The sequence below is a fragment of the Kordiimonas lacus genome, from assembly GCF_001550055.1.
Classification (GTDB): Bacteria; Pseudomonadota; Alphaproteobacteria; order Sphingomonadales; family Kordiimonadaceae; genus Kordiimonas; species Kordiimonas lacus.
Map to the genome: position 1 here is coordinate 458,529 of NZ_LRUA01000002.1, position 24,594 is coordinate 483,122.

A 24,594-nucleotide genomic window follows, 5' to 3' on the forward strand; every position below is an offset into this window, starting at 1 on the left:
GACAGCTCAATCCTGAGCGTTATACTCCCGCTCACGAACAAAGAATCAGTGAGGGGAATTCCAATGGACTTTAAGTTGAATGGCCAAACCGTCTCGTTCGACGGTGACGGCGAGATGCCGCTTCTGTGGTATCTGCGCGACCTGGCGGGCATGACAGGGACGAAGTTCGGCTGCGGTGCCGGGCTGTGTGGCGCCTGTACAGTACATGTAGACGGCATGGCGGCTCGCTCTTGCCAGACCTGGATGGAAGACGTTGCAGGCACAGAGGTCACAACCATCGAAGGCCTCGGCGACGGCGATACACTTCATGCGCTGCAGATCGCCTGGGCCGAAAATGACGTACCTCAGTGCGGTTATTGCCAGTCTGGCCAGATCATGCAGGCTGCGTCCCTGTTGAAGGACAACCCCAACCCGACGGACGCCGACATTGATCAAGCCATGTACGGCAACATCTGTCGTTGCGGCACCTACCAGCGGATCAAGAAAGCCATCCGCGACGTGGCGTCGGGCAAAGTCAAGGGAGGCCAGCTATGAGCATTGCACTTGAAAATATCTCCCGCCGGGCCGCGCTGAAAACCCTCGGCATTGCCTCCGGCCTGGTGGTTGCAGCCCCGATTTTTGCCAAAGGCGTGCGGGCAGAAGCCATGGGCACAGCTGGCCAGCTTGAAAATTCCGCGTACCTGACGATTGATCCCGACGGCACTGTGCATATTTTTATTCACCGGGTGGAAATGGGCCAAGGCAGCCGCACCGGCCTGCCGCAGATTATTGCCGATGAGCTCGAGGCTGATTGGTCGCGTATCGTTTTCGAGCCGGCTTTTGGTGATCGCAAGTTTGGCGACCAGAATACGGATGGCTCAACATCAATCCGCAAATTCTATGATGCCTTCCGCGCGGCAGGTGCCGGCGCTCGCCACATGCTGGAACAGGCGGCAGCAAACCAGTGGGGCGTAGCAGCCAGTGACGTGGAGGCGAAAAATCACCGCGTCCACAATAAGGTGACTGGTGCGTCGGAAGATTTTAGCGCCTTTGTTAAGGCCGCATCGAAGCTTAAGGCACCAGCAGGTGAGGCGCTCAAGCTCAAGTCCAAGCCGGATTGGAAGCTGATCGGCAAGCCTGTACGCAATATCTATATGAAAGACATCGTGACGGGGTCCAGCACGTTCGGGCAGGACGTGCGGCGTGAGGGCATGCTGTTTGCTGTGGCGGCGCGCCCGCCTGTAGTTGGCGGCAAGGTCACAAGCTATGACAAAGGCGCCGCCATGGCGGTCAAGGGCGTCGTGGATGTGGTGGAACTGCCTGAGCTTTCCCTGCCAGCATCCTTCAAGCCGCTTGGCGGTGTGGCAGTTCTGGCAACCAATACTTGGGCAGCGATGAAGGGCCGCGAGGCACTAGAGGCTCAGTTTGAAGGTGGTCAGAACAGCACGTACGACACCACCGAATATGAAAAGACTCTGTGGGCTTCCATTGACGGCGCGGACACCACCCACCTGAACAGGGGTGACGCGGCAGCGGCGATTGAAGCTGCCGACAAGGTGGTGAGTGCCGACTATTTCGTGGCACACCAGCACCATATGACCATGGAACCACCTGCCGCGACGGCGGAATGGCAAGGCGAAGACCTCAAGATGTGGGTCTGCTGCCAGGACCCGCAATCGGTTCAACAGACAGTTGCCGGCTTTGTTGGCAAGAAGCCTGACGAAATCTATGTGGAAGCAACGCTTCTTGGTGGAGCGTTTGGCCGAAAGTCGAAACCGGATTTTGCCGCCGAAGCAGCCATTCTGGCGAAGCATGCGAAGAAGCCGGTCAAGATGGTCTGGACCCGTGAAGATGACGTGCATCATGGTTACTATCACACGATCGCCGCCCAGCGGGTTACTGCAGGTTTGACAGGCGCCGGCAAGGTGACCGCCTGGAAACACAAGGCTGCTTATCCATCCATTGGTGGCACCTTCAATCCGGCGGCCGACGGCCCTGGTAGTTTCGAGCTCGGCCTTGGCTTGCTGGACTTGCCGTTCGAGGTTGAAAACCTGCGAGTGGATGCTGGGTCCGCCAAAGCACATGCCCGCATCGGTTGGCTGAGGTCTGTGGCAAATATCCAGCAGGCGTTCGCCACAGGCTCCTTTGTCGACGAGCTTGCCCAGGAAAGCGGTAAAAGCACCGTCGACATGTGGATGGAGCTTATCGGCAGTGACCGGCAGATGAACCCAACCGAAGACATGCCGAACCTGATGCAGGGCGAGCAGAGGTCCAGCTATTCCAACTATGGGGAACAGCTTGACCGTCACCCGGTAGACACTGCCCGCCTCAAAGCTGCGCTTCGGAAAGTGGCTGACATGTCCGGCTATGGCAAGAAGATGCCGAAAGGCAGGGGCATGGGCATCAGTGTGCACCGTAGCTTCGTGTCATATGTGGCCTGCGCCATGGAAGTCGAAGTGTCTGATGGCGGTGCGCTCAAGGTGCACAACGCCTGGATGGCGGTGGATTGCGGCGTAGCCGTGAACCCGGACCGGGTCAAGGCCCAGATGGAAGGCGCCGTTGTGTTTGCGCTGTCGCATGCTTTGCATGGCGAGATCACCTTTGAAAATGGCGCGGTGGTGCAGGGTAATTTCGACGGCTATCCCGTCTGCCGGATCGACGAGGCCCCTCATGTAGAGACGGTGATCCTGGAGTCTGACCATGTGCCTGGTGGTGTGGGTGAACCAGGTGTGCCGCCAGTGGCACCAGCGCTTGCGAATGCCATTTTCGCTGCAACTGGAAAACGCATCCGTCGCCTGCCGGTGAAGGATCAGTTGATAGCCTAGGCCCCAAAAAAACAGACGAGGAAAAAGGCGCCAAATGGCGCCTTTTTCAGTTGAGCCGGAGATGCCTCAGAAGCGGAAGACAAAGCCCAGGCTTGGAATGAACTGCTTGAATTCATAGGTGACCACGCGGGCCCGCAGGCTGATAAGGTCGTCAAACGCATGCTCATATCCCACCATGCCAGCGACTACGCCATAGGAGGCGTCAGTACTCTCGCCGCCATAGACATAGGATGAGTTGGCACGCGCATACCCGCCACCGACGACGAACAGGTTGCGGCCGTTGGCGTATCCTGCGGTAGCGAGCGCCGTCCACTGGCTTTTATAGAAATCTTCGGAATCGGACTCGTCATAGTAAGTCCCAACGGACGTGGTCCCGAACGAGCCCTCAAGGCCGAAAACGAAATTATTGTTGTCCTGCCACCGGAAGCCGGCAAAGCCGCCATAGTAGGCGCCGTCTGGCCCATCGCCGGTCAGGTAACCGCCTTCACCTGCGATATAGCCACCATCAAAATGTTTGGTGTCGTCCGCGTGTGCGGTGGTGGCAGCGGCCAGAATGGCCCCTGTTGTCAAAAAGAGTTTCATCAGATTTCCCCAAAAATCGTGCATCAGTAGATAAGGGACGTTGCCGCTTGGCAGTACCCGCCACAGAAAACACAGTCATAGGGAGTATTTTTTCCGTAAAGAGGGATTTTACATCCACGCCTTCCTTGATGTCTCCACTTCATAAAGGATGCGGTCCCGCCATGCTTCGGCGTCGGCAAGCGGCATGTAGGGAATGGTCAGTGTCTGTCCCGCCAGTTGAACCTTCAGCGTTGCCAGTTGCCAGCGGCGCTGGCTTGGGCTTTGCGTCAGGGAGACGGTCTGGGCTTTATGAAACGGGAAGACAGTCATGCGTGTCCCCACAAAGCCCTGCCGGACAACAGCGACCTTGCCGTCGCTCCAGTAGCCGAAGCGCGCGTGGCGAAGTATTACGAAGGGAATTGCCAAGAAGGGAAGGAGTAGCGGTGCCAGCCCGGCCATGCCGACATTGGCAGCGAGTGGAATGGTCGCCAACATGGCAGGCAGCAGGGCAAAATAGAAAACGGTCTTCCAGACATAGAAGCGCGAAATGGCGCGCAACTGCATCGTCTGCCAATCCATTTGCCCAAACAGCCTGTTGGAAAGTGCCTGGTAGAAGGCTGGCAGCACGCTGGGGATAATGAAGTTCGATTTACGGTTCTGCGCCGGGTTGTTTGTGCCACCAAAGCCGACTTGTTTCATCACCAGGTGCCAGCGCCCCAGCAGCAGCGCCGGCCAGGGCTGGTTGATTTGCAGGCTTTGCACCTTGGTTTCGGGCACGCTGGTTTCAAGCCGCTCGAACAGGCCGGTTTCCCGGTGGTAACGTCCGTCCGCATAGGAAAGCCTGAAGCGGTAATAGACAATGATCGCACCAACGACTGAAAAGAGGGTCAGCAACAGCAGCACCGTGACCAGTCCAGCGGCAAACAAAAGCCCGAGGACGGTAGAATCATCGCCCGTTACCGGTATAACCGACGCTTCGATAAAGGCTTCGGCGTCCTCTTCCCAGGCGTCAAACTGCTGGAAGATCGCACCAACCACGATACCTGCAACCACCCAGATATTGTTGTTCGACAGGCCATAGCGCGCCAGCTCTGACACAGGCTGTGCCAACAGTAGTTCGCTGTCTTCAGTCTTGGTCTGGGGCGCTACATCGGGACCTTTGCTTTCACTGCGCTCAGATGTGGGCGCGGTCGCGGCGGGCTTGCTGCGGCGCTCCAGCACCGCGCGGCGGATGTCCTGCGCGAGCGATGTAGGAATGCCTGCCAGACTGACTTCTTCATCGCTTGAGCCCGCGCTTTCCAGCGCCAGTGCAACAAGGCCGAAGGGGCGGAAATAGAAGGGTTCCTTGACCACCACATTCTGGATGCGGTCAAATGACAGGGTCAGTCGCTTCTTGTTCAAGACCCCACGGTGGATCAGGAAGGTCTGGCCATCAAGGCGGAAGCGGAAATTGAGGTAACTGAGGATGCCTCCGACCAGGAGGGCTGCACCCGCAACAGCAGCGATCGCGCCCAGGATGAACCACCGGTTGTCGCCGGTGAAAATAGCGATACCGCCGAGGTAGGCCACATTCTGGATGCCGTTTTTGGCAAAGCCGATAACAAACTTGATAATGAAATGGATAATGGCCGCTGGCGCAAGCCGGTTCCATGCCTCGCCGCTCAGGCTTTCAAGTGTTGCAGCCTGTTGCTCAGGCGCGGTCATCGGTTTCACCCGCGAGCTTCAGCACAAAGGATTTCAGGTCTGTGGCCTGCTGTTCGCCCAGCGCCGGGATTTTCATGTCGGCAGACCCACCGCCGGCGGTGAAGAACTTCAGCGTCGACAAGCCAAAGGCCCGTTCAATGGGGTTGCGTTCGATTTCAATATGCTGGATGCGGTTGAACGGGAGCGCCACGCGCTTCCGCCAGATGACACCTGTCTTGAAATGGATGTCATGGGTGCGCGCGGCAAAGCCGCTGTGCTTGGCCTGTAGCAGACAGGCAATGAAGATGATCGGCAAGACGGCCAGCGGCAGTAAAAAGCCCCACGGGGCGCTCAGGAAACTGCTTTCAATCTTGCCGAGCGCCAGAAGAACGGTGAAAGCCACGCTCGGGACCGCCCATACCAGAAGGGACTCGGTGATCAAAAGGAGGGCATGCCGTTGGTGTAGCGGTTCGAAGGCGATTGTGCCCGCAGATGGAATGTCCTGCGTCTGTACCTGCGCGTTTGAAAAAGCCTCATGTGTCACTATGCTGTCCCCCATCTGCCCGACTTTCCTGCCTGCTCCCCAGCGGCAAGGTGCCAGATTTTATTGGCCGGATTTTATTGGTCTGAATGCATCCGTACTTGAATGCGTCTTCTATAGCTGGGTATAAGGCACGGAAAGCGCAAGGGGCGCAAGACACCTGGTAAAGAGACATCATGGCACCACCGATTTTGAGCTTGAAAGACATTGACCTGCACTGGGGCGCGGACCCGGTGCTGGATAAGCTTGAAATGCATATCGGCTATGACGAACGTCTCTGCCTGGTGGGCCGTAACGGTACCGGCAAATCGACGCTGCTGAAACTGGTGGCTGGGATCATCGAAGCTGACGGCGGTGAACGCTGGGTCCAGCCCGGCGCACGCATCGCTTACCTGCCGCAGGAACCCGACGCCAGCCAGTATGCCACGCTGAAGGATTATATCGTCGCTGGCCTGCCCGCGGATGAGCAGGACCAGACCTACCGCGCAGACGTGCTGATTGAAGACCTGAGCGTGGTGGGCGACGCCGACCCCAAGACAGCTTCCGGCGGGGAGCTGAGGCGCGCAGCACTGGCACGTACGCTGATCGGCGAGCCTGACCTGCTGCTGCTGGATGAGCCGACAAACCATATGGATATTGCGACCATCGAATGGCTTGAAGGGTACTTGAAGGCCTGGCGCGGTGCGATGGTGCTGATCAGCCACGACCGGACCTTCCTGAATAACCTGGCGACCGCCTGCCTGTGGCTTGACCGCGGCAAGATCCGGCGGCTTGATGAGGGCTTCGACAAGTTCGAGGCCTGGCAGGAAAAGGTTTATGGCGAAGAGGCAGAGTCGCTGAAGAAGCTGGATAAATTCATCAAGGAAGAAACCCGCTGGTCGGTTGAAGGCATCAGTGCCCGCCGCACCCGGAACCAGGGCCGCATGCGCCGTCTGCAGGGTCTTCGACAGGAACGCCGCGGCGTGATCAAGGCCACGGGCCAGGTGAATATCTCGCTCGCGGGCGCTGACAAGTCCGGCGCGCGGGTGATTGAGGCCAAGGGCATTTCCAAGGCTTTTGAGGGTCGGACGCTGTTTGAAGATTTCTCCATCCGCATCAACCGGGGAGACCGGGTTGGCATCATCGGGCCGAACGGCGTGGGCAAGTCCACGCTTCTCAAGGTGCTGATCGGCGAAATGGCGCCCGACAGCGGCGACATCAAGCGTGGCACCAACCTTGAGACGCTGGTGATTGACCAGAAGCGCGCCGACCTGAAGGACGATATGACTATCACAGATGTGCTGACGGGCGGCCGCGGCGAATGGGTCCATATCGGGGATGAGACCAAACACATCATGTCCTACCTGAAGGACTTCCTGTTCGATCCTTCCGTCGCTCACACTCCTGTGTCGGCGCTTTCGGGCGGGGAGCGAAACCGGCTGCTGATTGCCAAGAATTTCGCCCGGCCATCAAACCTGATGATCCTTGACGAGCCCACCAACGACCTGGACATGGACACGCTGGATCTTCTGCAGGAAGTGCTGGCGGACTATAAAGGCACGATCCTTCTGGTCAGCCACGACCGGGACTTCCTTGACCGGGTAGTCACCAGCTCCATCGTGCTCGAGGGCGACGGCACGGCCACCGAATATGCCGGTGGCTACACTGATTATCTGGCGCAGAAGAAGCTTTCGGGGGCGCCCAAGGCAGAACCGAAAGCGGAAAAGACCAAGGTTGTTTCCATCAAGGATGCGCCCCAGAATGCGAACCGCAAGAAGGCCACCAAGCTTTCCTACAAGGACCAGCGGGAGCTGGATCACCTGCCGGCTGAGGTGGAAAGCCTGAGCCAACAGATGCAGCAGATGGAAGCCGAGCTTTCGGACCCAAGCCTTTATGCCAAGGACCCGGCCCGCTTCAATGCGCTCAGCAAGGAGCTTGAAGCCCGGCGGGATGAACTGGACGCCAAGGAACTGCGCTGGCTGGAACTTGAAGAGCTGAAGGAAAGCCTTGAAGGATGAGACGCGGTCTGGCCGAATTGGGATGGTTTGGCCTGATGCAGGCCAGGGCCTGCCTGTTCGGCGCGCTGCTCATCATCCTGATCCTGCTGACCCGCTATTTCTGGCCAGAAAATGCCATGCTTGCGCGCTATGATTTTCTGTTTCTGGCGGCCCTCCTGATCCAGGTGTTGATGCTCAGGTTCCGGCTGGAGACCTGGGATGAGGCCAAGGTGATCCTTGTGTTTCACATCGTCGGCACGGTTATGGAACTCTATAAAACCGCAAGCGGGTCCTGGACCTACCCGGAGGATAATCTGATCCGCATAGCCGGTGTTCCGCTGTTCTCGGGGTTCATGTATGCGTCTGTTGGCAGCTATTTTGCCCGGGTATGGCGGCTGTTTGACTTCCGGTTCACAGGCTATCCGCCTTTTTGGGCGACGGTGATCTTGTCGGCTCTCATCTATGTGAATTTCTTTACCCACGAATTTTTCTATGATCTGCGGCACCTGCTGTTTTTGGCGGTGATCATTCTGTTTGGCCGAACCTGGGTCTATTTCACCGTACCAACCGGCCACCGCCGCCGCTTGCCATTGATGTTTGCACTGGTGTGTATTGCCACGGTGATTTGGGGGGCTGAGAACTTCAGCACCTTTGGCCGTATCTGGATTTATCCGCATCAGACAGATGGTTGGGATTTTGTACCAGCCTCGAAATTGGGTTCCTGGTTCCTGCTGATGATTATCTCAGGCGTGCTTGTAAGCCTTGTGCAGCGCCCGAAGGCAGAAGTGCGCTTAGAGGTCCGCGAGCGCGACGTCTAAATCTCGCTCAATCAACCGGATATTACGCTGGTTGGCCTTGAAGCCGACGTCGAACAGGTCGCCAATCACGGGGATGGAGCCAATCACCCAGTCAATTACCAGATTGCCCAGCATGCGAACGATGATGGTGCGGCGAACCCCGATCCGGAAGGCTTCAAAGATGATATAGGCGGCCATGGTGGCTGTGACGGTATCACCCGCCACAGGCAGAAGCCCGACGATGCTATCCAGACCAAAACGGATATTGGTGCCGGGGATGCGGAACTGGCTGTCCAGCAGGCGGGCCAGCCGGTGCACGCGCTTCAGGCGTCTGCGATCAAGGTCTGTCAGTCTGTTGTGGCCTGGTGTTGCCATACGTATCCCACACTTAGGTGGCGCGGCCATATACCAACCAGTAGACAAGGGCAACCAGCCCGCCGCCGCCAACAATGTTTCCTGCCGTAACCCAGGCAAGATTGGCAATCAGGCCTGCGCCGTCCCAGCCGATGGTGCCGTCCAGCATCGCGACCGGGATAACATACATATTGGCGACCGAGTGTTCGAATCCAAGGGCTACAAACGCTGAGATTGGCAGTACAATGGCCAGGATCTTGTCCGTGACGCTGTGGGCGGCGAAACAAAGCCATACAGCAAGGCACACAAGGACATTGCAGAGCACACCCCGGAAAAAGGCCTGGTTCGCGGGCAGGGCCAACTTGGACGCGGCGATCGAGGCTGCGGTTTCGCCAACCGCGCCGCCCGCCATGTCATAGATGCTTGAAAGCACAACAAGCACCGCAGTGCCCAAGGCGCCTATGAGGTTCCCTATATAAACGATGCCCCAGTTTCTCAGGAGCGCCCAGAGGGTCACCCGGCGGTCCGCCCAGGCCATGACAATCAAATTGTTACCTGTGAACAGTTCAGCGCCTGCAACGATCACAAGGATCAGGCCGGTGGAAAATACCAGGCCGCCCAGGACGCGCGCAGGGCCAAAGCCCAGCGGGCTGCCTGTCATTGCCAGCGTATAGAAGACGGCGCCAAGAGAGATGAAGGCACCCGCGAGGATGGCCAGAACAAGGGTTTTCCCGGCTGGCATGCCAACCTTCGCTACCCCGACGTCTTCTACTCGTTTGGCGATTTCCGTCGGGGAATAGGCATCGAGATTATAACCCATGTCTGGCCTCCTTGGCGGTTAGTTGGCGAAGCCCACCAGCTCCCCGAAGTGAACGGTGAACACAAGCGCCGCTGCCGCCAGCGTGAACAGCTTCAAAAGAAGCGGCATCACGAATTTGACCCACTGCACATAAGGGATTTTCCCCAGCGCAAGTGTGCCCACCACCAGTGCGCTTGTGGGCACCACCATGTTGGTGAAGCCGTCGCCGAACTGGTAGGCCAGAACGGCGGTCTGCTGGCTCACGCCTGTCAGTTCCGCCAGCGGTGACATGATAGGCATGGTGACAAACGCCTGACCCGAACCCGACGGAATGAAGAAGTTGGTGATGGTCTGCACCGCCAGCATGCCAAGGGCAGAAACACTTGGGCCCGTGCCTTCAAGTAGGCTCGCAATCGCATTGATGATGGTGTCGATGATCATGCCGTCGGTCAGCACCACCTCGATGGTGCGTGCGAACCCGATCAGGAGCGCCGCCGCGGTCATTTCAGCCGCACCATCGATGAAGGTCTTGGACGCATCATTCGGCGCCATGCGTGAAATCAGCATGGTCAGCACGCCGATGGCCAGGAAGATGGTGTTCAGCTCGCCGATATACCAGTCCATCGTTTGGGCGCCATAAACGAACAGGACAATGCCCCCGATGAAGACCGTCAGGATCAGTGCCCGCTGCCACGTCATGGCGACATCGTGCGGCAAGTCAAAGCCCTTGGAATAATCCACATGGGATACTAGGCTTTTTGATGGGTCTGCTTTGATCTTGCGGGCATAGGCATAGATATGCTGGAAGGCAATCAACAGGCAGAGCACAAACAGCACGATCCGGAACCCAAGGCCGGATGTGGCCGGAAGGCCGGCAATATTCTGTGCGATCAACAGCCCGAACGGGTTGGTGCCCGCCGTGGCCCAGCCCACGCCGTAACTGGCCCACAGGATGCCCATGGCGACAATGCTGTCCAGCTTCATCGCCAGGCACATGGTCACCAGAATGGGGATCAGCGGCATATATTCCTCGCCCATGCCGATGGTGAAAGCCCCCATGCCGAAAAGCGTCAGCGTGCCGGCAATCAATATGCCGGGATTGCCGTCAAAGGTGCGCACGGCGCGAAACAGCAGCGCATCAATGGCGCCTGACGCGCGCAAAAGCGCAATCACACCGCCTACAAGGAACACCAGAAAAATGATGTCCTGCGCGGCTTCGAGCCCGCGTGGGATGGCCGACAGAAAATGCCAGACATCCAGTGTGGGCGCTTCTGCGACCGGGCCGTAAGTGCCCGGCACCACCATGTCGCGGCTTTCGTTAAATGGTGCCGGCGCGCGTTCGAACGTGCCTGACGGAATCACGTAGCTGAGGAGCTGCGCGATGATAATCATTGAAAAAATCAGAACCAGCGAATCCGGAAAACGGCTTTTCTTCGCCGGGACCGCCTGATCGGTTACCGAAGCCATGTGCTTCCTCCCTTACCCCTTAAGTCTCAAGTGTCTGTTTTGCCAGCCGACACTTGTTGCTATGGTTTTACGAAGCAGGGTGCGAAAAAGCGAGCCTTTCTTTTGTGGAGCCGGGAGCGACCGTGAAGAACATCAATCTGGAAATCAAAGCCGAAGAGGACGCTGTGCCTTTCATGGACCTTCTGTTGCTGGCGGACCCGTCCCCCGCCATGATCATGGACTATCTGGCGGACGGTACGCTCTTCAGCGCCAGGTGGGATGGTGTTGTGGTGGGCGTGTTCGTGCTGATGCACATTGACGACGTGAAGTGGGAGCTCAAGAATATCGCGGTGGCGCCGGAGTGGCAGAAGAAGGGTGTCGGCAAGGCGCTTTTGCAGGCCGCCATTGAAGAAGCGCGCAGGGAAGGCGCAAAACTTCTGGATGTGGGGACGGGGAATTCGAGCATCGACCAGCTCGCCTTCTACCAGAAGATGGGCTTCCGCATGCGCCGTATTGCCAAGAACTATTATACGCTCAATTACCCTGAACCGATCTATGAGAATGGCATCCAGTGCCGCGACATGGTGGTGCTGACGCTGGAGTTGACAGAAGGTGGCGACGGCTGATCCCCGTGTCCTTGGACTCCTGACGCTTCAGCGCAGAGTGCGCCGGAGTCGCCGCAGGCCTGCCGGCGAAACCCGCCTGCGCATGTCTTTTGTTTAGCCGCACATAACCCTGAATGGGTGGATACAACCCGTCTGGTTGAATTTATGGCCTTTAGGTCTGATTAAGCTTGTCACCGCCGTGTGGCGCGGTACCCTTTAAGGGCCGGTGTGGGGCGTGTGTGTGAGGTGGATAGATGGCCAGAGGCAGCAGCAAGGCAGCAGTGGAAAAGGGTGCAGAAGCACCGGAAACCCAAGTCGAAAATCCAGGTGGGGCAAAGCCCAAGAAAGCCAGCAAAAAAGGTGGCAGCCTGTTTACGTGGATATTGGTGTCACTCGCCGCTTCCGCGCTCTGGTGGGCCCAGTACACAATGGCTTGATTTTCACTACTCAGCTGAAATTTCCTGGCCGCACAGGGTTGGCGCGGTGTCTGTGTGCCATGTGCCATAGGAGACTCTGACCCCCCCGTCTGGCTGTACCCAGAACATTGCATGGGTATTGCTAAGGTCGAAGTCATAAGTTCCGGTAGTGATGTATCCGAAGCTACACCCTATTTTGCGCCCCTCGAGCGTTGCAGAAAAGCCGAGCGCTCCCTCTGTGTCGTTGACCGCGACGAAGCTCAAGGTCGCGGAGGGGCCTATGTTGTTTGTGCTGTAGGTTTCGCGACCGATAGTGATTTTGACATCCGTAAGTCGTGACTTTGTTTCATTGATGATGGCGACCCGGTGCGTGTCGGTATCAGTACTGAAGCCCAGTCCGTGATAGGCCGCAACAAATAAACCGAAAAAGGCAAACCCATATAGGGTTAGGGCGGCCAACCATTTGATGACTTTTCTGAAGGCCGGGTGCATGGCCTTTAAAGCCCTACGTCCCAGCAGTCCTTGATCCGCACATTGCCGATCCACAGCTTGTTCCAGCGGGCGAGCTTTTCTTCCTTGCCCAAAAGCTTCGGCGAAGCGGGTTCTGTGGGGGCGAACTCGTCCCGGCAGTCCATGATGCGGGCATTGAAAGCGCCCTTGCGCGTCCCCTCGATATCGCAAGTCACGGCCGTCACCACGCCGCAGCGCTGGCACAGCCAGAAGCGCGCGCTTTCGGACCCCTGCTCATAAAGGCTGATGGCGGCCTCATTCTGGATTTCGATTTCCATGCTGGCCACAGGGGTGGAGACCCAGGCGGCGCCATTCATGGTGCAGAAGTTACAGTCGCAGGCGCGGGGTGTCAGGTTGCTGGCGGTCTCGTCGCAGGTCACACGCACGGCAATATTGCCGCAGTAACAGCTGCCTTCCATATGTGTCATCGCTCGCTCCCGTCCGTTCGATTGTGTGTGGCTAAACTTTACATGGATTATAGGGCGCGGCCAGAGGGAAAATGCCGCAATTTTCCCTGTTCAAGTGCTTTAAATCTGCTAAGAAGAGGGCCACCAACGGCTGGCTGCATCCGCGCCGCCAGGCATCAATGTGTATTCAAGGGCTTCGCGGGACCCGTGTCCCCGGCCGAAGAGCCCTTCAAAGGGACTATCAGAGGGTAACCATGGCAGGTCATTCCAAGTTTAAAAACATCATGCACCGCAAAGGTGCGCAGGACAAAAAGCGTTCCAAGATTTTCTCCAAGCTGAGCCGTGAGATCACGGTAGCTGCGAAAATGGGCGGCGAAGACGTGGATACCAACCCACGCCTGCGCCTGGCTGTGGCCAACGCCAAATCCCAGTCCATGCCGAAAGACAATATCGAACGCGCTATCGCCAAGGCTTCCGGCGGCGACGCGGAAAACTATGACGAGATGCGCTACGAGGGCTACGGCTCTGGCGGCGTTGGTGTGATTGTTGAGGCGCTGACGGACAACCGCAACCGCACCGCATCCGACGTGCGCACCATCTTCAACAAGGCGGGCGGCAACCTGGGCGAAAGCGGCTCGGTTGGTTTCATGTTCGACCGTGTCGGCGAAATCACCTATCCGGCTGACGTGGCTGACGCCGACGCCATGTTCGAAGCGGCGCTCGAAGCCGGCGCGGACGAAGTGGAAAGCGACGAGGACGGCCACGCCATCTATACCGAAGCGTCTGACCTGAACGCTGTTGTCGAAGCGCTGACGGAAGCGCTGGGCAAGGAGCCTGAGAACGCAAACCTGATCTGGAAGCCGAAAGAGCCGATTGAGCTCGACAAAGACGGCGCCGAGAAGATGATGCGCCTGATCGATGCGCTTGAAGACAATGACGATGTCCAGACCGTGTACGGCAACTACACGATCCCGGAAAACGTTCTGGCTGAGCTTGAAGCCGAGTAAAATATTCCGGCCCGCGCCTTCACCGGGGCGGGCCTTCTTTGCTACCAAGGGGGACCACCGCGCATGAGGCTGCTGGGGCTTGATCCCGGTCTTAGAAATACAGGCTGGGGCATCGTTGAAAGCGTAGGCACGCGGCTCTCGCATGTCGCCAACGGCGTCGTGAAATCCGATCCCAAGAAATCGCTGGCCGAACGGCTGGTGGAACTGGCCGAAGGCCTCGAAGAGGTCATCGCCGAATGGCAGCCGCAGTCCTGTGCGGTGGAAGAAACCTTCGTCAACAAGAACCCCACCTCGACCCTCAAGCTGGGCCAGGCGCGCGGCATTGCGCTGTTGATCCCTGCGCGCGCGGGGATGCCAGTTGCCGAATATACGCCGAACCATGTGAAGAAATCTGTCGTGGGGGTGGGGCATGCGGCCAAGGAGCAGGTAGACGCCATGGTGCAGGTGCTTTTGCCCGGCGTGAAAATTAATGGCCCGGATGCGGCAGATGCGCTTGCAGTTGCCATCTGTCATGCGCATCATGTCAGCACAATGAAAAATCTCGGGGGGATCAAATATTGATCGCGAAACTGACAGGTCTGCTGGATAGCGTTGGCGACGACTGGGCCATCATCGATGTGGGTGGGGTAGGGTATCTGGTGCACAGCTCCAGCCGCAGCCTTTCGTCGCTGCCTGCGCGCGGTGAGGTTGCTCGCATGCATATCGAGACCGTCGTGCGCGAAGACGCCATCACCCTGTTTGGTTTTGTCGATGTGGTTGAGCGGGACATGTTCCGGCTTCTGACATCCGTTCAGGGCGTTGGTGCGAAAGTCGGCCTCGCGATCCTGTCGGCGCTGTCGCCTACTGATCTCCAGAACGCCATCGCAGCCCAGGACAAAACAGCGGTGTCACGTGCCAAGGGTGTTGGCCCGAAAGTGGCAACGCGGATTGTGACCGAACTGAAGGACAAGGTGACCGGCCTCGTATTTAGCCCCAAGGGCGTGGAAATGGGCACTATGGGTGTGCCCCAAAGTGCCCAAACGGGTGGTAGTGCCCAGAGTGCCCAACAGAGTGCCCTTGAGGACGCAGTGTCCGCGCTCGTGAACCTCGGCTACAAGCGTGTGGAAGCGCACGGGGCTGTGGCGAAAGTGATGGCAGACTTTGGCGAGGACGCCACTGTGGCAGCGCTGGTGCCCGCCGCGCTGAAGGAGCTGAGTAGCCTATGAGTGAGCTCGAAGAAGACCGGTTGGTTGATCGCTCAGAGACGGGCGGGGACACGCTTGATGTGGGGCTAAGACCCCAGAATCTAAAGGAATTTATCGGCCAGAAGCAGGCGCGGGAGAACCTTGAGGTATTCATCGGCGCCGCGCGCACCCGCGCCGAAGCTATGGACCATGTGCTGTTTTTCGGCCCGCCGGGGCTGGGTAAAACCACGCTGGCGCAGATTGTGGCGCGTGAGCTGGGTGTGAACTTCCGGGCGACCAGTGGCCCGGTGATCTCGAAAGCTGGCGATCTGGCCGCGCTTCTCACCAACCTGCAGGAACGCGATGTCCTGTTTATTGATGAAATTCATAGGCTTAACCCGGCTGTGGAGGAAGTCCTCTATCCGGCGATGGAAGATTTCCAACTGGACCTGATCATCGGCGAAGGCCCGGCCGCGCGCTCGGTGCGCATTGACCTGCCGCCTTTCACGCTGGTGGGGGCCACCACCCGGTCTGGCCTGATCACCAAGCCGCTCAGGGATCGTTTCGGTATCCCAACGAGATTGGAATTCTACACCACCGACGAACTCACGGAAGTGGTGCGGCGCGGTGCGCGGCTGCTGGAACTGAATATGACAGAGGAGGGCGCCCGGGAAGTGGCGGCCCGGTCGCGCGGGACGCCCCGGATTGCTGGCAGGCTGCTGCGCCGTGTGCGGGATTTTGCGCTGGTGGCCGAAAAGGACGTGGTGGACGCGCCGCACGCAGATGCTGCGCTCACCCGCCTGCAGGTGGATAACCTGGGCCTGGATACCATGGACCGACGCTATCTGCACTGTATCGGTGTTACCTACACAGGCGGGCCGGTGGGCATTGAAACTCTGGCTGCCGCGCTCAGCGAACCACGCGACGCAATTGAGGATATTATCGAGCCCTATCTGATGCAGATTGGCCTGGTGCAGCGCACGCCGCGGGGGCGGATGCTGTCCCCCGACGGCTGGAAGCATCTGGGAATCGCACCGCCACCGGGCAAGGAAAGCGGCCAGTTGGATATGTTAGGCAAGTAATGAACACACCACAAACAGCAGAAGGCGCCTGGCAGGACGGCGTATTCCAGTTCCCTATCCGGGTTTATTATGAAGACACGGACGTCGGTGGCATGGTTTACCATGGCCGGTATGTGAGCTTCTTCGAACGCGTTCGCACCGAAAGCATCCGGAACTCGGCAGCCGATGTTAACTATCTGTTTGACCTTGCGGAATCCGAAGGTGGGCCGTTGACCTACGTGGTATCGAATATCAATATCCGCTACCACCGGCAGGCAAAGATCGGCGATGTGCTGATGGGGCATTCGATGGTTACCCGCGTGCGCGCTGCGGCGATCGAAGTCAAGCAGTGGATCACGCGGGACGGTGAAATGGTGGCCGAAGCCGATGTGCTGGTTGCTGTTATCGGAAATGACGGTCGGCCACGTCGTTGGCCTAATTCTGCCAAAAAGTGCTGGCAGGACTGGATGGAAGCGGCAGCCGCCGCCCAGAAAAATTAAAGTTTCGGGGAGAGTTTGATGCAGGTTCAGACAGTGGAATCAGTCCAGCTTGGTGGCAATGCACCTGATTTTTCAATATTGGGCATGTTCCTCCAGGCAGACTTCATCGTGCAGGCTGTGATGATCATGCTGATTGCAGCCAGCCTCTGGAGCTGGTCGATCATCTTCAACACATGGGCGCGCCTCAAGGAAGCCCGGTCAAAGGCCAATGACTTCGAAGACCGCTTCTGGTCCGGCGGCAGCCTGGACGAGCTGTATAACGGCTTGAAGGCATCACCCACCCACCCCATTGCCGCTGTGTTTGTGGCAGCGATGCGGGAATGGCAGCGCAGCCTGGCAAAGCGCTCCATGGGCGTGGACAAGCTGACAGTGCAGGACCGCATCTACAAGGCCATGCATGTCACCACAAGCCGCGAAATGGACCGGCTGGAGGGGCAGGTGGGCTATCTGGCTACCATCGGATCTGCCGCGCCCTTTGTGGGCCTGTTCGGCACCGTGTGGGGCATCATGAACAGCTTCACCTCCATCGCGGTGGCAAGCGATACGTCGTTGGCAACAGTGGCGCCGGGGATCGCCGAAGCACTGCTGGCGACAGCGCTCGGGCTCGTGGCGGCCATTCCGGCAGTGATTGGCTACAACAAGCTGTCGACGGATCTGGGCCGGTACGCAGGCCGCGTCGAGGGGTTTTCGGACGAATTCGCTGCGATCCTGTCGCGCCAGCTTGACGAACAGGGGCATTAGAGATGGGCGCTACCGTTACTTCAGGCGGCCGGGTTGAAGGCGCACGCCGCAGGCGGGGCAGGTATCAGCCGCTCGCTGAGATCAACGTGACACCCTTTGTGGACGTGATGCTGGTGCTGTTGATTGTCTTCATGGTGACCGCACCTCTATTGACTGCGGGGGTGCCGGTGGATCTGCCTAAAGCGGCGGCCAAGCCTTTGCCGCAAGACAGCAAGCCGCTTGAGATTTCGATCAATCAAAATGGTGCCATATTCATTGTCGACACTGAGACCAGCCTTGATGAGCTGATCCCACGCCTGACAGCCATTTCGGGCGAGAGCCGGGAAACCCGCATTTACGTACGTGGGGACACCAAACTGGATTATGGCAGGGTTATGGAAGTGATCGGCGCGATCAATGCAGCTGGTTACACCAAGGTAGCCTTGGTGGCCGAACAGAAATAAGTCTGGATAGCGTACCTGTGTCGAAGTCTGAAACAATCGGATGGATGCTCTCAGCCTCGCTGCACCTCGGTGTGGTAACGGTTGCATTGGTTGGGCTCCCCGATTGGTCCAAAGACCGCCCGACACCGCCGCCGCCGATCGCGATTGAGTTCGTCAAGATTGATGACAAGACGCAGGTGGCTGCGCCCGAACCGGAAGAACAGACGCAGGAACAGACAGTTACGGAGAAACCGCAGCCCAACTATGCCCGCGAGGAAGTTGTAGCGGAAGCACCGGCAGAGGCCGTGCCGCTACCGGATGCAAAACCGGAGAGAAAAGTTACGGAGGCGAAACCAAAACCAGCGCCGAAACCGGAAATCAGCGAACGCGACAGGCTGATTGCGCGCACGGCGCCGCAGTCAAAGCCGAAGCCGCCATCAAGGCTGAAGTCCAACCGGATTGCGGCCCTGATTGACCGTTCCATCAAGGAAGAGCAGGAACAGGCGCCGAAGGACGAAGAAAAGAAAGAAGAGAAGGTTGAGCAGAAAAAGGAAGAGGCAAAGCCTGATCCATTTGCCGGCCTGAGGGGTAAGATCGCGACAGCAACCTTGAAAGATGCGCTGCAGCAAAAACTCAGCGGTTGTTGGAACTTCCCGGGCGGCGCCAAGGGCGTTGAGAACATGCAGGTTCTGGTGCGCATTTGGATCGGTTCTGAAGGCAACCTGATGCGACGGCCTGAATTCTTGAACGCAGGTGACCTCAATGACCCAGACCGCGCTTATTTCCGGGTTTTTGCTGAAAGCGCACGAAGGGCAGTACAGCTTTGTGCCCCCTACCCGGAGGCGACGGAATATATGCGAACAGGAAATCTCGAGTATATTGACTTCAATTTTAATGGCGCTGACTTCGTTGGCGGATAAAAGAGAGACGGCAGAATGTTTGGACGTTTAGGACTCATCTTTTCGGTACTGGTTTTGATCGTAACCGCGGGGGCAAATGCCCAGCTGGTGGTGGATGTGAACCGCGGGAATGTGGAACCTGTGCCTATTGCGGTGCCTGAATTCGCGCCAGTGGTGGACGTGGAAACGCCGACCGGGAAACTGTCGGACATTGGCGCCAGTATTTCCGACGTAATCACCTCCAATCTGGTGTCCACCGGTCTGTTCCGGGCTGTGGACCGCAACGCCTTCATTGAGAAAATAACCGCAGCGCCCACGCGCCCACGTTTCGCCGCCTGGCGCCCTCTTGCCGTGCAGGGCCTTGTGACCGGACGCCTCAATATGCTGCCGAACGGGAACCTGAGGGTGGAGTTCCGCCTGTGGGACGTGGTGGCAGAAGTGCAGATGGAAGGTGTGGGCTACACCACGCCTGTGTCCAACTGGCGCCGTATTGCCCATGTGATTTCTGACCGCATCTACAGCCGCCTGACCGGCGAAGAAGGATATTTTGATACCCGGATCGTGTATATCGCTGAGCAGGGCGATCCCCTCAACCGGATCAAGAGACTGGCCATCATGGACCAGGATGGTGCCAACCAGCAGTTCCTGACCGACGGCAGCTACCTGGTGCTGACACCGCGGTTCTCGCCAAACCGGCAGGAAATTACCTACCTGAGCTATTTCAATGATCGCCCGCGGGTGTATCTCTACAATATCCTGTCGAACAAATTTGAGGTGCTTGGGGATTTCCCGAACATGACCTTTGCGCCGCGTTTCTCACCGGACGGCAACAAGGTGATCATGAGCCTGGCAGAAAACGGAAACTCCGACATCTATGTGATGGACCTCAGGACCCGCAAGGTAACGCGGCTGACGGATGATCCAGGCATTGATACATCGCCTTCCTATTCGCCGGACGGTAGCCGTATTGTATTCAACTCTGACCGTGGCGGCACCCAGCAGCTCTATGTGATGGATGCGGACGGCTCTGACGTCCAGCGGATCAGCTTCGGGCGCGGGCGGTATGCCACCCCTGTTTGGTCCCCTCGTGGTGACCTCGTCGCCTTCACAAAAATTGGCGAAGGCAAGTTCCGGATTGGTGTGATGCGGCCAGACGGCAGCGGCGAACGTCTACTGACCAATGCCTATCAGGATGAAGGGCCGACATGGTCACCGAACGGGCGTGTGTTGATGTTCTTCCGCACGCCACCCTATAACCAGGGTGCCAATGGTGGGAAACCAGCGCTGTGGAGTGTGGACCTGACGGGCTATAATGAGCGGCAGGTGCCAACGCCGTTCGATGCGTCCGACCCGGCCTGGTCACCGCCTTTGCCGGTTACCACAAGGCAACAGTGAACCAATGCGAAAGGGGCCAAATGGCCCCTTTTTTTATTTTTCAAATTCATATTCCCGGCTTTTGAACCGCTTCATTTCACGGCGGTAGCGGAGGGTTGACCACGGCCAGAGTGTGTAGATGCGGCCGTCATCACCCTGATACCAGCTTTTGCAGTGCCCTGCCCAGACGGTGCCCTGAAGGTCCTTCTGGATTTGGGCGTCAAAAGCGTCCGCTTCCTGTTCCTTGACTTCAACAGACGTTGCGCCTTTGGCTGTCATTTCCTTCAGGGCAGCAATGATATAACCAACCTGTGCCTCGATCATCACGATGACGCTATTGTGTCCCAGCCCGCTGTTCGGCCCAAGAAGCATGAATAGGTTTGGGAAACCGGGCATCGCCACCGTGCGGTGGGCGCGGATGCCGTCCGCCAGGTAACTGTTCATGTCCAAGCCGTTCTTGCCCTTGATTGTCAAACCGTCCATCTGGTCCCATGGCTTGAAGCCAGTGGCGTAAATGATGGTGTCAACCGGTCGGACCGTGCCGTCGTGTGACGCGATACCTTCGGGACGGATCTCGGCAATGCCGTCAGTAATCAGCGAAACATGATCCTGTTGCAGGGCAGGGAAATAGGTGTCTGAAGCCAAAATGCGTTTACAGCCAATCGGATAATCCGGCGTGAGCTTGGTCCTCAGGTCTGGGTCTTGGACCTGGGCTGCAAGGTGCTTCATAAACATTCTGGTGGCGCGTTTGGCGAAGAACTTGCCCTGCCGGAACAAGGGAAAGCGCATCTCGAATGTCAGGTAAATCTGCAGCCGGTGCAGTTTTTCGAGCCAGGGAAAACGCTTGAAGCGTTGTTTCCATTTTTCCGAATAGGCCATATAGGGGCGGGAGACGATCCAGTTTGGCGTGCGCTGATAAACGTCCAGATGCTCAACCTTGCCCACAATTTCCGGGATCAGCTGGATCGCGCTCGCCGCTGTGCCAATGACGGCAACCCGTTTGCCTGAAAGGTTGTGCTCGTGGTTCCAGCGTGCGGTGTGAAAGCTGGTGCCCTTGAAGCTCTGCTGGCCAGGGATGTCAGGATAGTTGGGGATATGAAGGCCGCCCATGCAGTTGACCAGAAAGTCGGTCTGATGGGTCTGGCCATTAGCGAATGTCAGGTGCCACCGGTTGTCACGCCACACTGCATCTTTCAGTTCTGCACCGAATACCAGATGCTTGCCCAACTGATGGCGTTCTGTGACATCTGTTATATAATCCTGGATTTCTCCGCCGGGGCTAAAGACCATCGACCAATCGGCCTTGGGCTCGAAAGAATAGCTGTAGAGGTGGCTTGGGACATCGCAGGCTACCCCTGGATAGGTATTGTCGCGCCAGGTGCCGCCGACGGCTTCGGCCTTTTCAAAAATGTGAAAATCGGCAAAGCCTGCCTCTTTGAGTTTGATGGCCATGCACAGGCCGGATAGGCCAGCGCCAATGATGGCAATTGTTGGCTTGCTTTTCCCAAATGTCGACCCGTCAGCCACGCTTGTCTCCCCTTATTGCCTGCTATGATTAATTGAAAACATTAATTTGTAAAGCAGCATGTCACACTCGTCTGCGAAGGCAGAGGTGACTAAGGGAAGGTTACCTGCGGCGTTAGAAAAAGCCGTGATTGCATATGGGCCCAATGGGATAAAGTGCGCCTGGGCTTGTTTTGAGACTTTTGGGGTAGGGCTCTCTCACATTTGTGACGAGAGTGACGATGGATATATCAAGTGTTTCCGACCCATTGCGGGTTGAGTTGAATAAAGAATTGCATGGGCGCCCGGCCATCAGCCTGGGTGCCCCGGCACGTGTCAGTCATTTTGCCTACCTGTCGGGTGAAGACGGCGGCAGAGCCGATCGCAAACATTTGCAGGCTCTGTGTGATCGTTATGGCATGACGCGGCCTCCAGCCGTCGGGCGGCATTATATGGCTGACTTCGGTCCCTTCTTTTTAAAGTGGGAGCGCCATACAGAATTCACGACCTATACGGTGGCGGTCAGGAGCGGCAAAGACGTGCCCTTCACAATCGCTGCGGTAGAGGCTATGCCACGAGACTGGGTGGAGTCCATTCCAGGGCGGATGTTGGTTGCGCTGAATATTGAGCTTGTCGACGCCAATGACCAGACGGCTAAAGAGGCGTGTTTCACACCCTTCTGGCACAAGGATGTGGCAGGCAGCAAAGTGGCAGGCGGCCGCACGTCGGTCTGGAGCGATTTCCGTATACATGATGACAGCTTTATGCGGCTTGCCATTCTTGCCGATGATTTATCTGAAGGTCGGGCAGGCCGCCTTGTTCAGAGGCTTGTTGAGATTTTCACCTATAGTCATATGGCGTTGATGGCGTTGCCAGAAGCTCGAGCCGTGATGGCCCAGTCATCAGAGATTGAGAAGCGCCTGGAGCAGACGGTTTCAGAGATGTCGCACACCAAGGCCGGATCAGAGGCGGAGCATCACCTTGATACGCTGCTTGGATTGGCGGCACGAACCGAGCATCAAGTGGCACAGTCCAGCTTCCGGTTCTCTGCGGCAAAGGCTTATCATTCACTTGTGGAACGGCGGTTTGAGGAAATGCGTGAGTCTCGCATTCCCGGGAGCCAGAGGCTTTCCAATTTTCTCGACCGACATTTAGCCCCGGCAATGCGGACATGTGAGGCCGCGGCAAAACGCTTGAATGATTTGGCCCTGCGGGTGGACCGCGCTGCTGGACTGTTGCGCACGCAAGTGGATCTTGACTCACAGCGTCAGAACAAGGCGCTCCTGATGTCAATGAACCAGCGGGCACAGTTACAGCTTAGGCTTCAGGAAACGGTGGAAGGCTTGTCGGTGGTTGCAATCAGCTATTACACCATTGGCATCATCAGTTCGGGATTTAAGGCTGCAAAGGCCGCAGGTTATCCCGTTGATGCAGGGCTGTTTACGGGGCTTAGCATCCCAATCGTCATGCTTGGTGCCTTCCTGCTTGTCCGCCGAATTCGAAAGTCGGTCATGAAGGTTTCGGTGGAGGCCTGATGTGGCACAGGTGAGCTAGTTTTGCTTTCCGACCTCGCCACCGTGGCGAGCCAGAATGCTTTTTCGCAATGCATCAAGAGAGCTGTTGATGGCATTCAATCTGGCAATGAGGTCAGGGTCTGTCGCCTTGGAACAGGCCATCGAAAGGTCGGCTTTTTTCCATAAAAGGGCCAAGGCAGGTGCCGGAAGGTTTGCGGCTTTCGCAGCCAGGGGGGCATCGATCACGCCAGAAACCCAAAAATCGGCGCGTCCATGAAACAGCATTTTGGCGGCTGTTTCGTCATTGACGGTCCTGGTGACCTTAATCCCTGCCTGTTCCTCGATGTCATCGACTGACGCACTGCCTGATTTTCCAACCACGGTATAGCGCTGGAGGTCTTTTGGCGTATCTATCATCGCTGTGCTGTCGGGGCGTTTGAAAACTGCCCAGCCACCTTCCAGCAAGGGGCCAACCCATTGAAACAATGGCTCCCTGGCAGGTGTTCTGTTCGTAATAAAGACGCAAGTGTTTGCGTTGCTTTGAGCCCTTCGGTAAGCCCGTTGCCAGGGCAGGGACTGGATAGAGTAAGAAACGCCTGACTGTGCCATTATTTCTCTGACAATACCTACGCCGGTCCCGGTAACCTCCCCGCTTGACGTATCGGTGTAGCTGTAAGGGTGGTTCTCTTCCGTCAATAAGTGCAAGGTTGTTTCGGCGTCGTCCGCTGCCGAAACAGGTACTGCACAGGAGGCAAAGACCAGAACCATCCAGCTTAACCGAAGCAATGAATCAATCCTCCAGAGACGATGATAACGGGATACATTGAATATGCGTCATGCCATCACCCATCTTCATATCTTCAAATCGTAAAGAAAAAGTATGGGCGTTAGGCGGGCGGCATGGGGCTGACACCAATCAGCCATTCATGGACCCACACTGCGAAGACGCCATACAACACCAGCGCAATCAAAACCGTGACAACGTCTTTTAGGGTACTAACGCGTTCCGGCTTTTCCCATTCACCATCGCGATGATTGCTGCCCAGTATGGAAATGAGCGACCAGATCAGAAAACCGCCGAAAAGCAGTAGGGACCGGGTCTCGCCGTTCACCATCATGTGGCCTGCGGACCAAAGGATAATGGATGTGAGTTGTGGGTGGCGAATGATGCGTCTGATATTTGTTGGCGCGTTACTCGCAATGAACAGAATAAATCCAAGAAGAACCAATAGCGCGGTGAGGTGATAAGCCCACCGGGGTGCTTCATATACAAAAACCGGATCCGTCAGGGTCCAACCTTTATAAACCAGGAACAGGGATGAAATGGAAGCAAGTGCAAACAGCCCCTTGTAGGGCAAGGCGCCGATCCGAGAGATAACGCTGCTACGGGCTTCTCGCGCGAAAATTGGCACCAGATGCAACAGGAAAAATAGGGCGAGGCCCAGCACAAGTAAGGTCATCATTTCCTCCCTCAGTTTCGAATAACCTAACCGAGGATTGAAAAATTCCAA

The 24,594-nt window shown here is 57.4% G+C and carries 26 protein-coding genes; 15 read left to right on the top strand and 11 right to left on the bottom strand.

Annotation, left to right across the window (positions count from 1 at the left end; genetic code table 11):
• Positions 1–63 precede the first annotated feature (63 nt).
• Positions 64–534 (top strand): (2Fe-2S)-binding protein, encoded by a 471-nt coding sequence (locus tag KORLAC_RS03250; RefSeq protein ID WP_068302885.1) that lies wholly within the window; start codon positions 64–66, stop codon positions 532–534.
• Positions 531–2,804, top strand: coding sequence for a xanthine dehydrogenase family protein molybdopterin-binding subunit (locus KORLAC_RS03255; protein ID WP_068302886.1), 2,274 nt, complete (start codon positions 531–533; stop codon positions 2,802–2,804). The genes KORLAC_RS03250 and KORLAC_RS03255 overlap by 4 nt, the downstream gene beginning before the upstream one ends.
• A 66-nt stretch (positions 2,805–2,870) precedes the next feature.
• On the opposite strand, the gene KORLAC_RS03260 is transcribed toward KORLAC_RS03255, so the two are convergent.
• From KORLAC_RS03260 to KORLAC_RS03270, 3 genes are all read right to left on the bottom strand, one after another.
• Positions 2,871–3,386: an outer membrane protein gene (locus KORLAC_RS03260; RefSeq protein ID WP_068302890.1), complete on the bottom strand. Its 516-nt coding sequence runs from the start codon at positions 3,384–3,386 to the stop codon at positions 2,871–2,873.
• A gap of 108 nt (positions 3,387–3,494) precedes the next feature.
• Positions 3,495–5,069 (bottom strand): PH domain-containing protein, encoded by a 1,575-nt coding sequence (locus tag KORLAC_RS03265; RefSeq protein ID WP_068302895.1) that lies wholly within the window; start codon positions 5,067–5,069, stop codon positions 3,495–3,497.
• Positions 5,056–5,592: a PH domain-containing protein gene (locus tag KORLAC_RS03270; RefSeq protein WP_068302900.1), complete on the bottom strand. Its 537-nt coding sequence runs from the start codon at positions 5,590–5,592 to the stop codon at positions 5,056–5,058. Before KORLAC_RS03270 ends, KORLAC_RS03265 begins: the two co-directional genes overlap by 14 nt.
• Before the next feature lie 173 nt (positions 5,593–5,765).
• Between KORLAC_RS03270 and KORLAC_RS03275 the strand changes: the two genes are divergently transcribed.
• Positions 5,766–7,586 carry an ATP-binding cassette domain-containing protein gene (locus tag KORLAC_RS03275; protein WP_068302903.1) on the top strand — a complete coding sequence of 607 codons (1,821 nt, stop codon included), beginning with the start codon at positions 5,766–5,768 and terminating at the stop codon, positions 7,584–7,586.
• Complete coding sequence (locus tag KORLAC_RS03280) at positions 7,583–8,383, top strand: DUF817 domain-containing protein (RefSeq protein ID WP_068302908.1); 801 nt, start codon at positions 7,583–7,585, stop codon at positions 8,381–8,383. Before KORLAC_RS03275 ends, KORLAC_RS03280 begins: the two co-directional genes overlap by 4 nt.
• Here the strand turns inward: KORLAC_RS03280 and KORLAC_RS03285 are convergent.
• Genes KORLAC_RS03285 through KORLAC_RS03295 form a run of 3 tightly spaced genes read right to left on the bottom strand, consistent with a single transcriptional unit; the run spans position 8,357 to position 10,982 of the window.
• A complete protein-coding gene (locus KORLAC_RS03285) occupies positions 8,357–8,737 on the bottom strand; it encodes a DUF4112 domain-containing protein (RefSeq protein ID WP_068302909.1) in 381 nt (126 codons plus the stop codon). The genes KORLAC_RS03280 and KORLAC_RS03285 overlap by 27 nt on opposite strands.
• Positions 8,738–8,750: 13 nt before the next feature.
• Complete coding sequence (locus tag KORLAC_RS03290; protein ID WP_068302912.1) at positions 8,751–9,536, bottom strand: formate/nitrite transporter family protein; 786 nt, start codon at positions 9,534–9,536, stop codon at positions 8,751–8,753.
• Positions 9,537–9,554: 18 nt separating this feature from the next.
• Positions 9,555–10,982, bottom strand: coding sequence for a YfcC family protein (locus tag KORLAC_RS03295; protein WP_068302918.1), 1,428 nt, complete (start codon positions 10,980–10,982; stop codon positions 9,555–9,557).
• Positions 10,983–11,104: 122 nt separating this feature from the next.
• Here KORLAC_RS03295 and KORLAC_RS03300 point away from each other — a divergent pair, with 122 nt between their 5' ends.
• Positions 11,105–11,587 (top strand): GNAT family N-acetyltransferase, encoded by a 483-nt coding sequence (locus KORLAC_RS03300; RefSeq protein WP_074519360.1) that lies wholly within the window; start codon positions 11,105–11,107, stop codon positions 11,585–11,587.
• A 422-nt stretch (positions 11,588–12,009) separates the two neighbouring features.
• Here the strand turns inward: KORLAC_RS03300 and KORLAC_RS03310 are convergent, their stop codons facing one another.
• Both KORLAC_RS03310 and KORLAC_RS03315 read right to left on the bottom strand, forming a co-directional pair.
• A complete protein-coding gene (locus KORLAC_RS03310; protein ID WP_068302923.1) occupies positions 12,010–12,474 on the bottom strand; it encodes a hypothetical protein in 465 nt (154 codons plus the stop codon).
• A gap of 5 nt (positions 12,475–12,479) precedes the next feature.
• Positions 12,480–12,920, bottom strand: a complete 441-nt coding sequence (locus KORLAC_RS03315; protein WP_068302929.1) for a GFA family protein — start codon at positions 12,918–12,920, stop codon at positions 12,480–12,482.
• A gap of 233 nt (positions 12,921–13,153) precedes the next feature.
• On the opposite strand from KORLAC_RS03315, the gene KORLAC_RS03320 reads away from it, so the two are divergent.
• The 9 genes from KORLAC_RS03320 (at position 13,154) to tolB (ending at position 20,087) form a co-directional block, all read left to right on the top strand.
• Entirely contained in the window at positions 13,154–13,906 is a 753-nt protein-coding gene (locus tag KORLAC_RS03320; protein WP_068302933.1) for a YebC/PmpR family DNA-binding transcriptional regulator, read from the top strand.
• Between the two features lie 63 nt (positions 13,907–13,969).
• Positions 13,970–14,467, top strand: a complete 498-nt coding sequence (gene ruvC, locus KORLAC_RS03325) for a crossover junction endodeoxyribonuclease RuvC (protein ID WP_068302935.1) — start codon at positions 13,970–13,972, stop codon at positions 14,465–14,467.
• Complete coding sequence (gene ruvA, locus KORLAC_RS03330) at positions 14,464–15,111, top strand: Holliday junction branch migration protein RuvA (protein ID WP_068302937.1); 648 nt, start codon at positions 14,464–14,466, stop codon at positions 15,109–15,111. Before ruvC ends, ruvA begins: the two co-directional genes overlap by 4 nt.
• Positions 15,108–16,151 (top strand): Holliday junction branch migration DNA helicase RuvB, encoded by a 1,044-nt coding sequence (gene ruvB / locus KORLAC_RS03335; RefSeq protein ID WP_068302940.1) that lies wholly within the window; start codon positions 15,108–15,110, stop codon positions 16,149–16,151. The genes ruvA and ruvB overlap by 4 nt, the downstream gene beginning before the upstream one ends.
• Positions 16,151–16,630 carry a YbgC/FadM family acyl-CoA thioesterase gene (locus KORLAC_RS03340; RefSeq protein WP_068302943.1) on the top strand — a complete coding sequence of 160 codons (480 nt, stop codon included), beginning with the start codon at positions 16,151–16,153 and terminating at the stop codon, positions 16,628–16,630. Before ruvB ends, KORLAC_RS03340 begins: the two co-directional genes overlap by 1 nt.
• 18 nt (positions 16,631–16,648) lie before the next feature.
• Entirely contained in the window at positions 16,649–17,371 is a 723-nt protein-coding gene (gene tolQ, locus KORLAC_RS03345; protein WP_068302946.1) for a protein TolQ, read from the top strand.
• A 2-nt stretch (positions 17,372–17,373) separates the two neighbouring features.
• Positions 17,374–17,814, top strand: a complete 441-nt coding sequence (gene tolR / locus KORLAC_RS03350; RefSeq protein ID WP_068302954.1) for a protein TolR — start codon at positions 17,374–17,376, stop codon at positions 17,812–17,814.
• Positions 17,815–17,831: 17 nt separating this feature from the next.
• Positions 17,832–18,713 (top strand): hypothetical protein, encoded by an 882-nt coding sequence (locus KORLAC_RS03355; protein WP_074519361.1) that lies wholly within the window; start codon positions 17,832–17,834, stop codon positions 18,711–18,713.
• Between the two features lie 15 nt (positions 18,714–18,728).
• Positions 18,729–20,087, top strand: a complete 1,359-nt coding sequence (gene tolB / locus KORLAC_RS03360) for a Tol-Pal system beta propeller repeat protein TolB (RefSeq protein WP_068302964.1) — start codon at positions 18,729–18,731, stop codon at positions 20,085–20,087.
• Positions 20,088–20,120: 33 nt separating this feature from the next.
• Here tolB and KORLAC_RS03365 read toward each other — a convergent pair whose 3' ends face one another.
• Positions 20,121–21,593 carry a flavin-containing monooxygenase gene (locus KORLAC_RS03365; RefSeq protein ID WP_068302967.1) on the bottom strand — a complete coding sequence of 491 codons (1,473 nt, stop codon included), beginning with the start codon at positions 21,591–21,593 and terminating at the stop codon, positions 20,121–20,123.
• Positions 21,594–21,811: 218 nt separating this feature from the next.
• Between KORLAC_RS03365 and KORLAC_RS03370 the strand changes: the two genes are divergently transcribed.
• Positions 21,812–23,104, top strand: a complete 1,293-nt coding sequence (locus KORLAC_RS03370; protein WP_068302970.1) for a DUF3422 family protein — start codon at positions 21,812–21,814, stop codon at positions 23,102–23,104.
• A gap of 15 nt (positions 23,105–23,119) precedes the next feature.
• On the opposite strand, the gene KORLAC_RS18620 is transcribed toward KORLAC_RS03370, so the two are convergent.
• Together KORLAC_RS18620 and KORLAC_RS03380 are read right to left on the bottom strand one after the other, a co-directional pair.
• Positions 23,120–23,851 carry a substrate-binding periplasmic protein gene (locus KORLAC_RS18620; protein WP_074519362.1) on the bottom strand — a complete coding sequence of 244 codons (732 nt, stop codon included), beginning with the start codon at positions 23,849–23,851 and terminating at the stop codon, positions 23,120–23,122.
• A gap of 119 nt (positions 23,852–23,970) precedes the next feature.
• On the bottom strand, positions 23,971–24,594 hold the full coding sequence (locus KORLAC_RS03380) for an NnrU family protein (protein ID WP_139167525.1): 624 nt from the start codon (positions 24,592–24,594) through the stop codon (positions 23,971–23,973).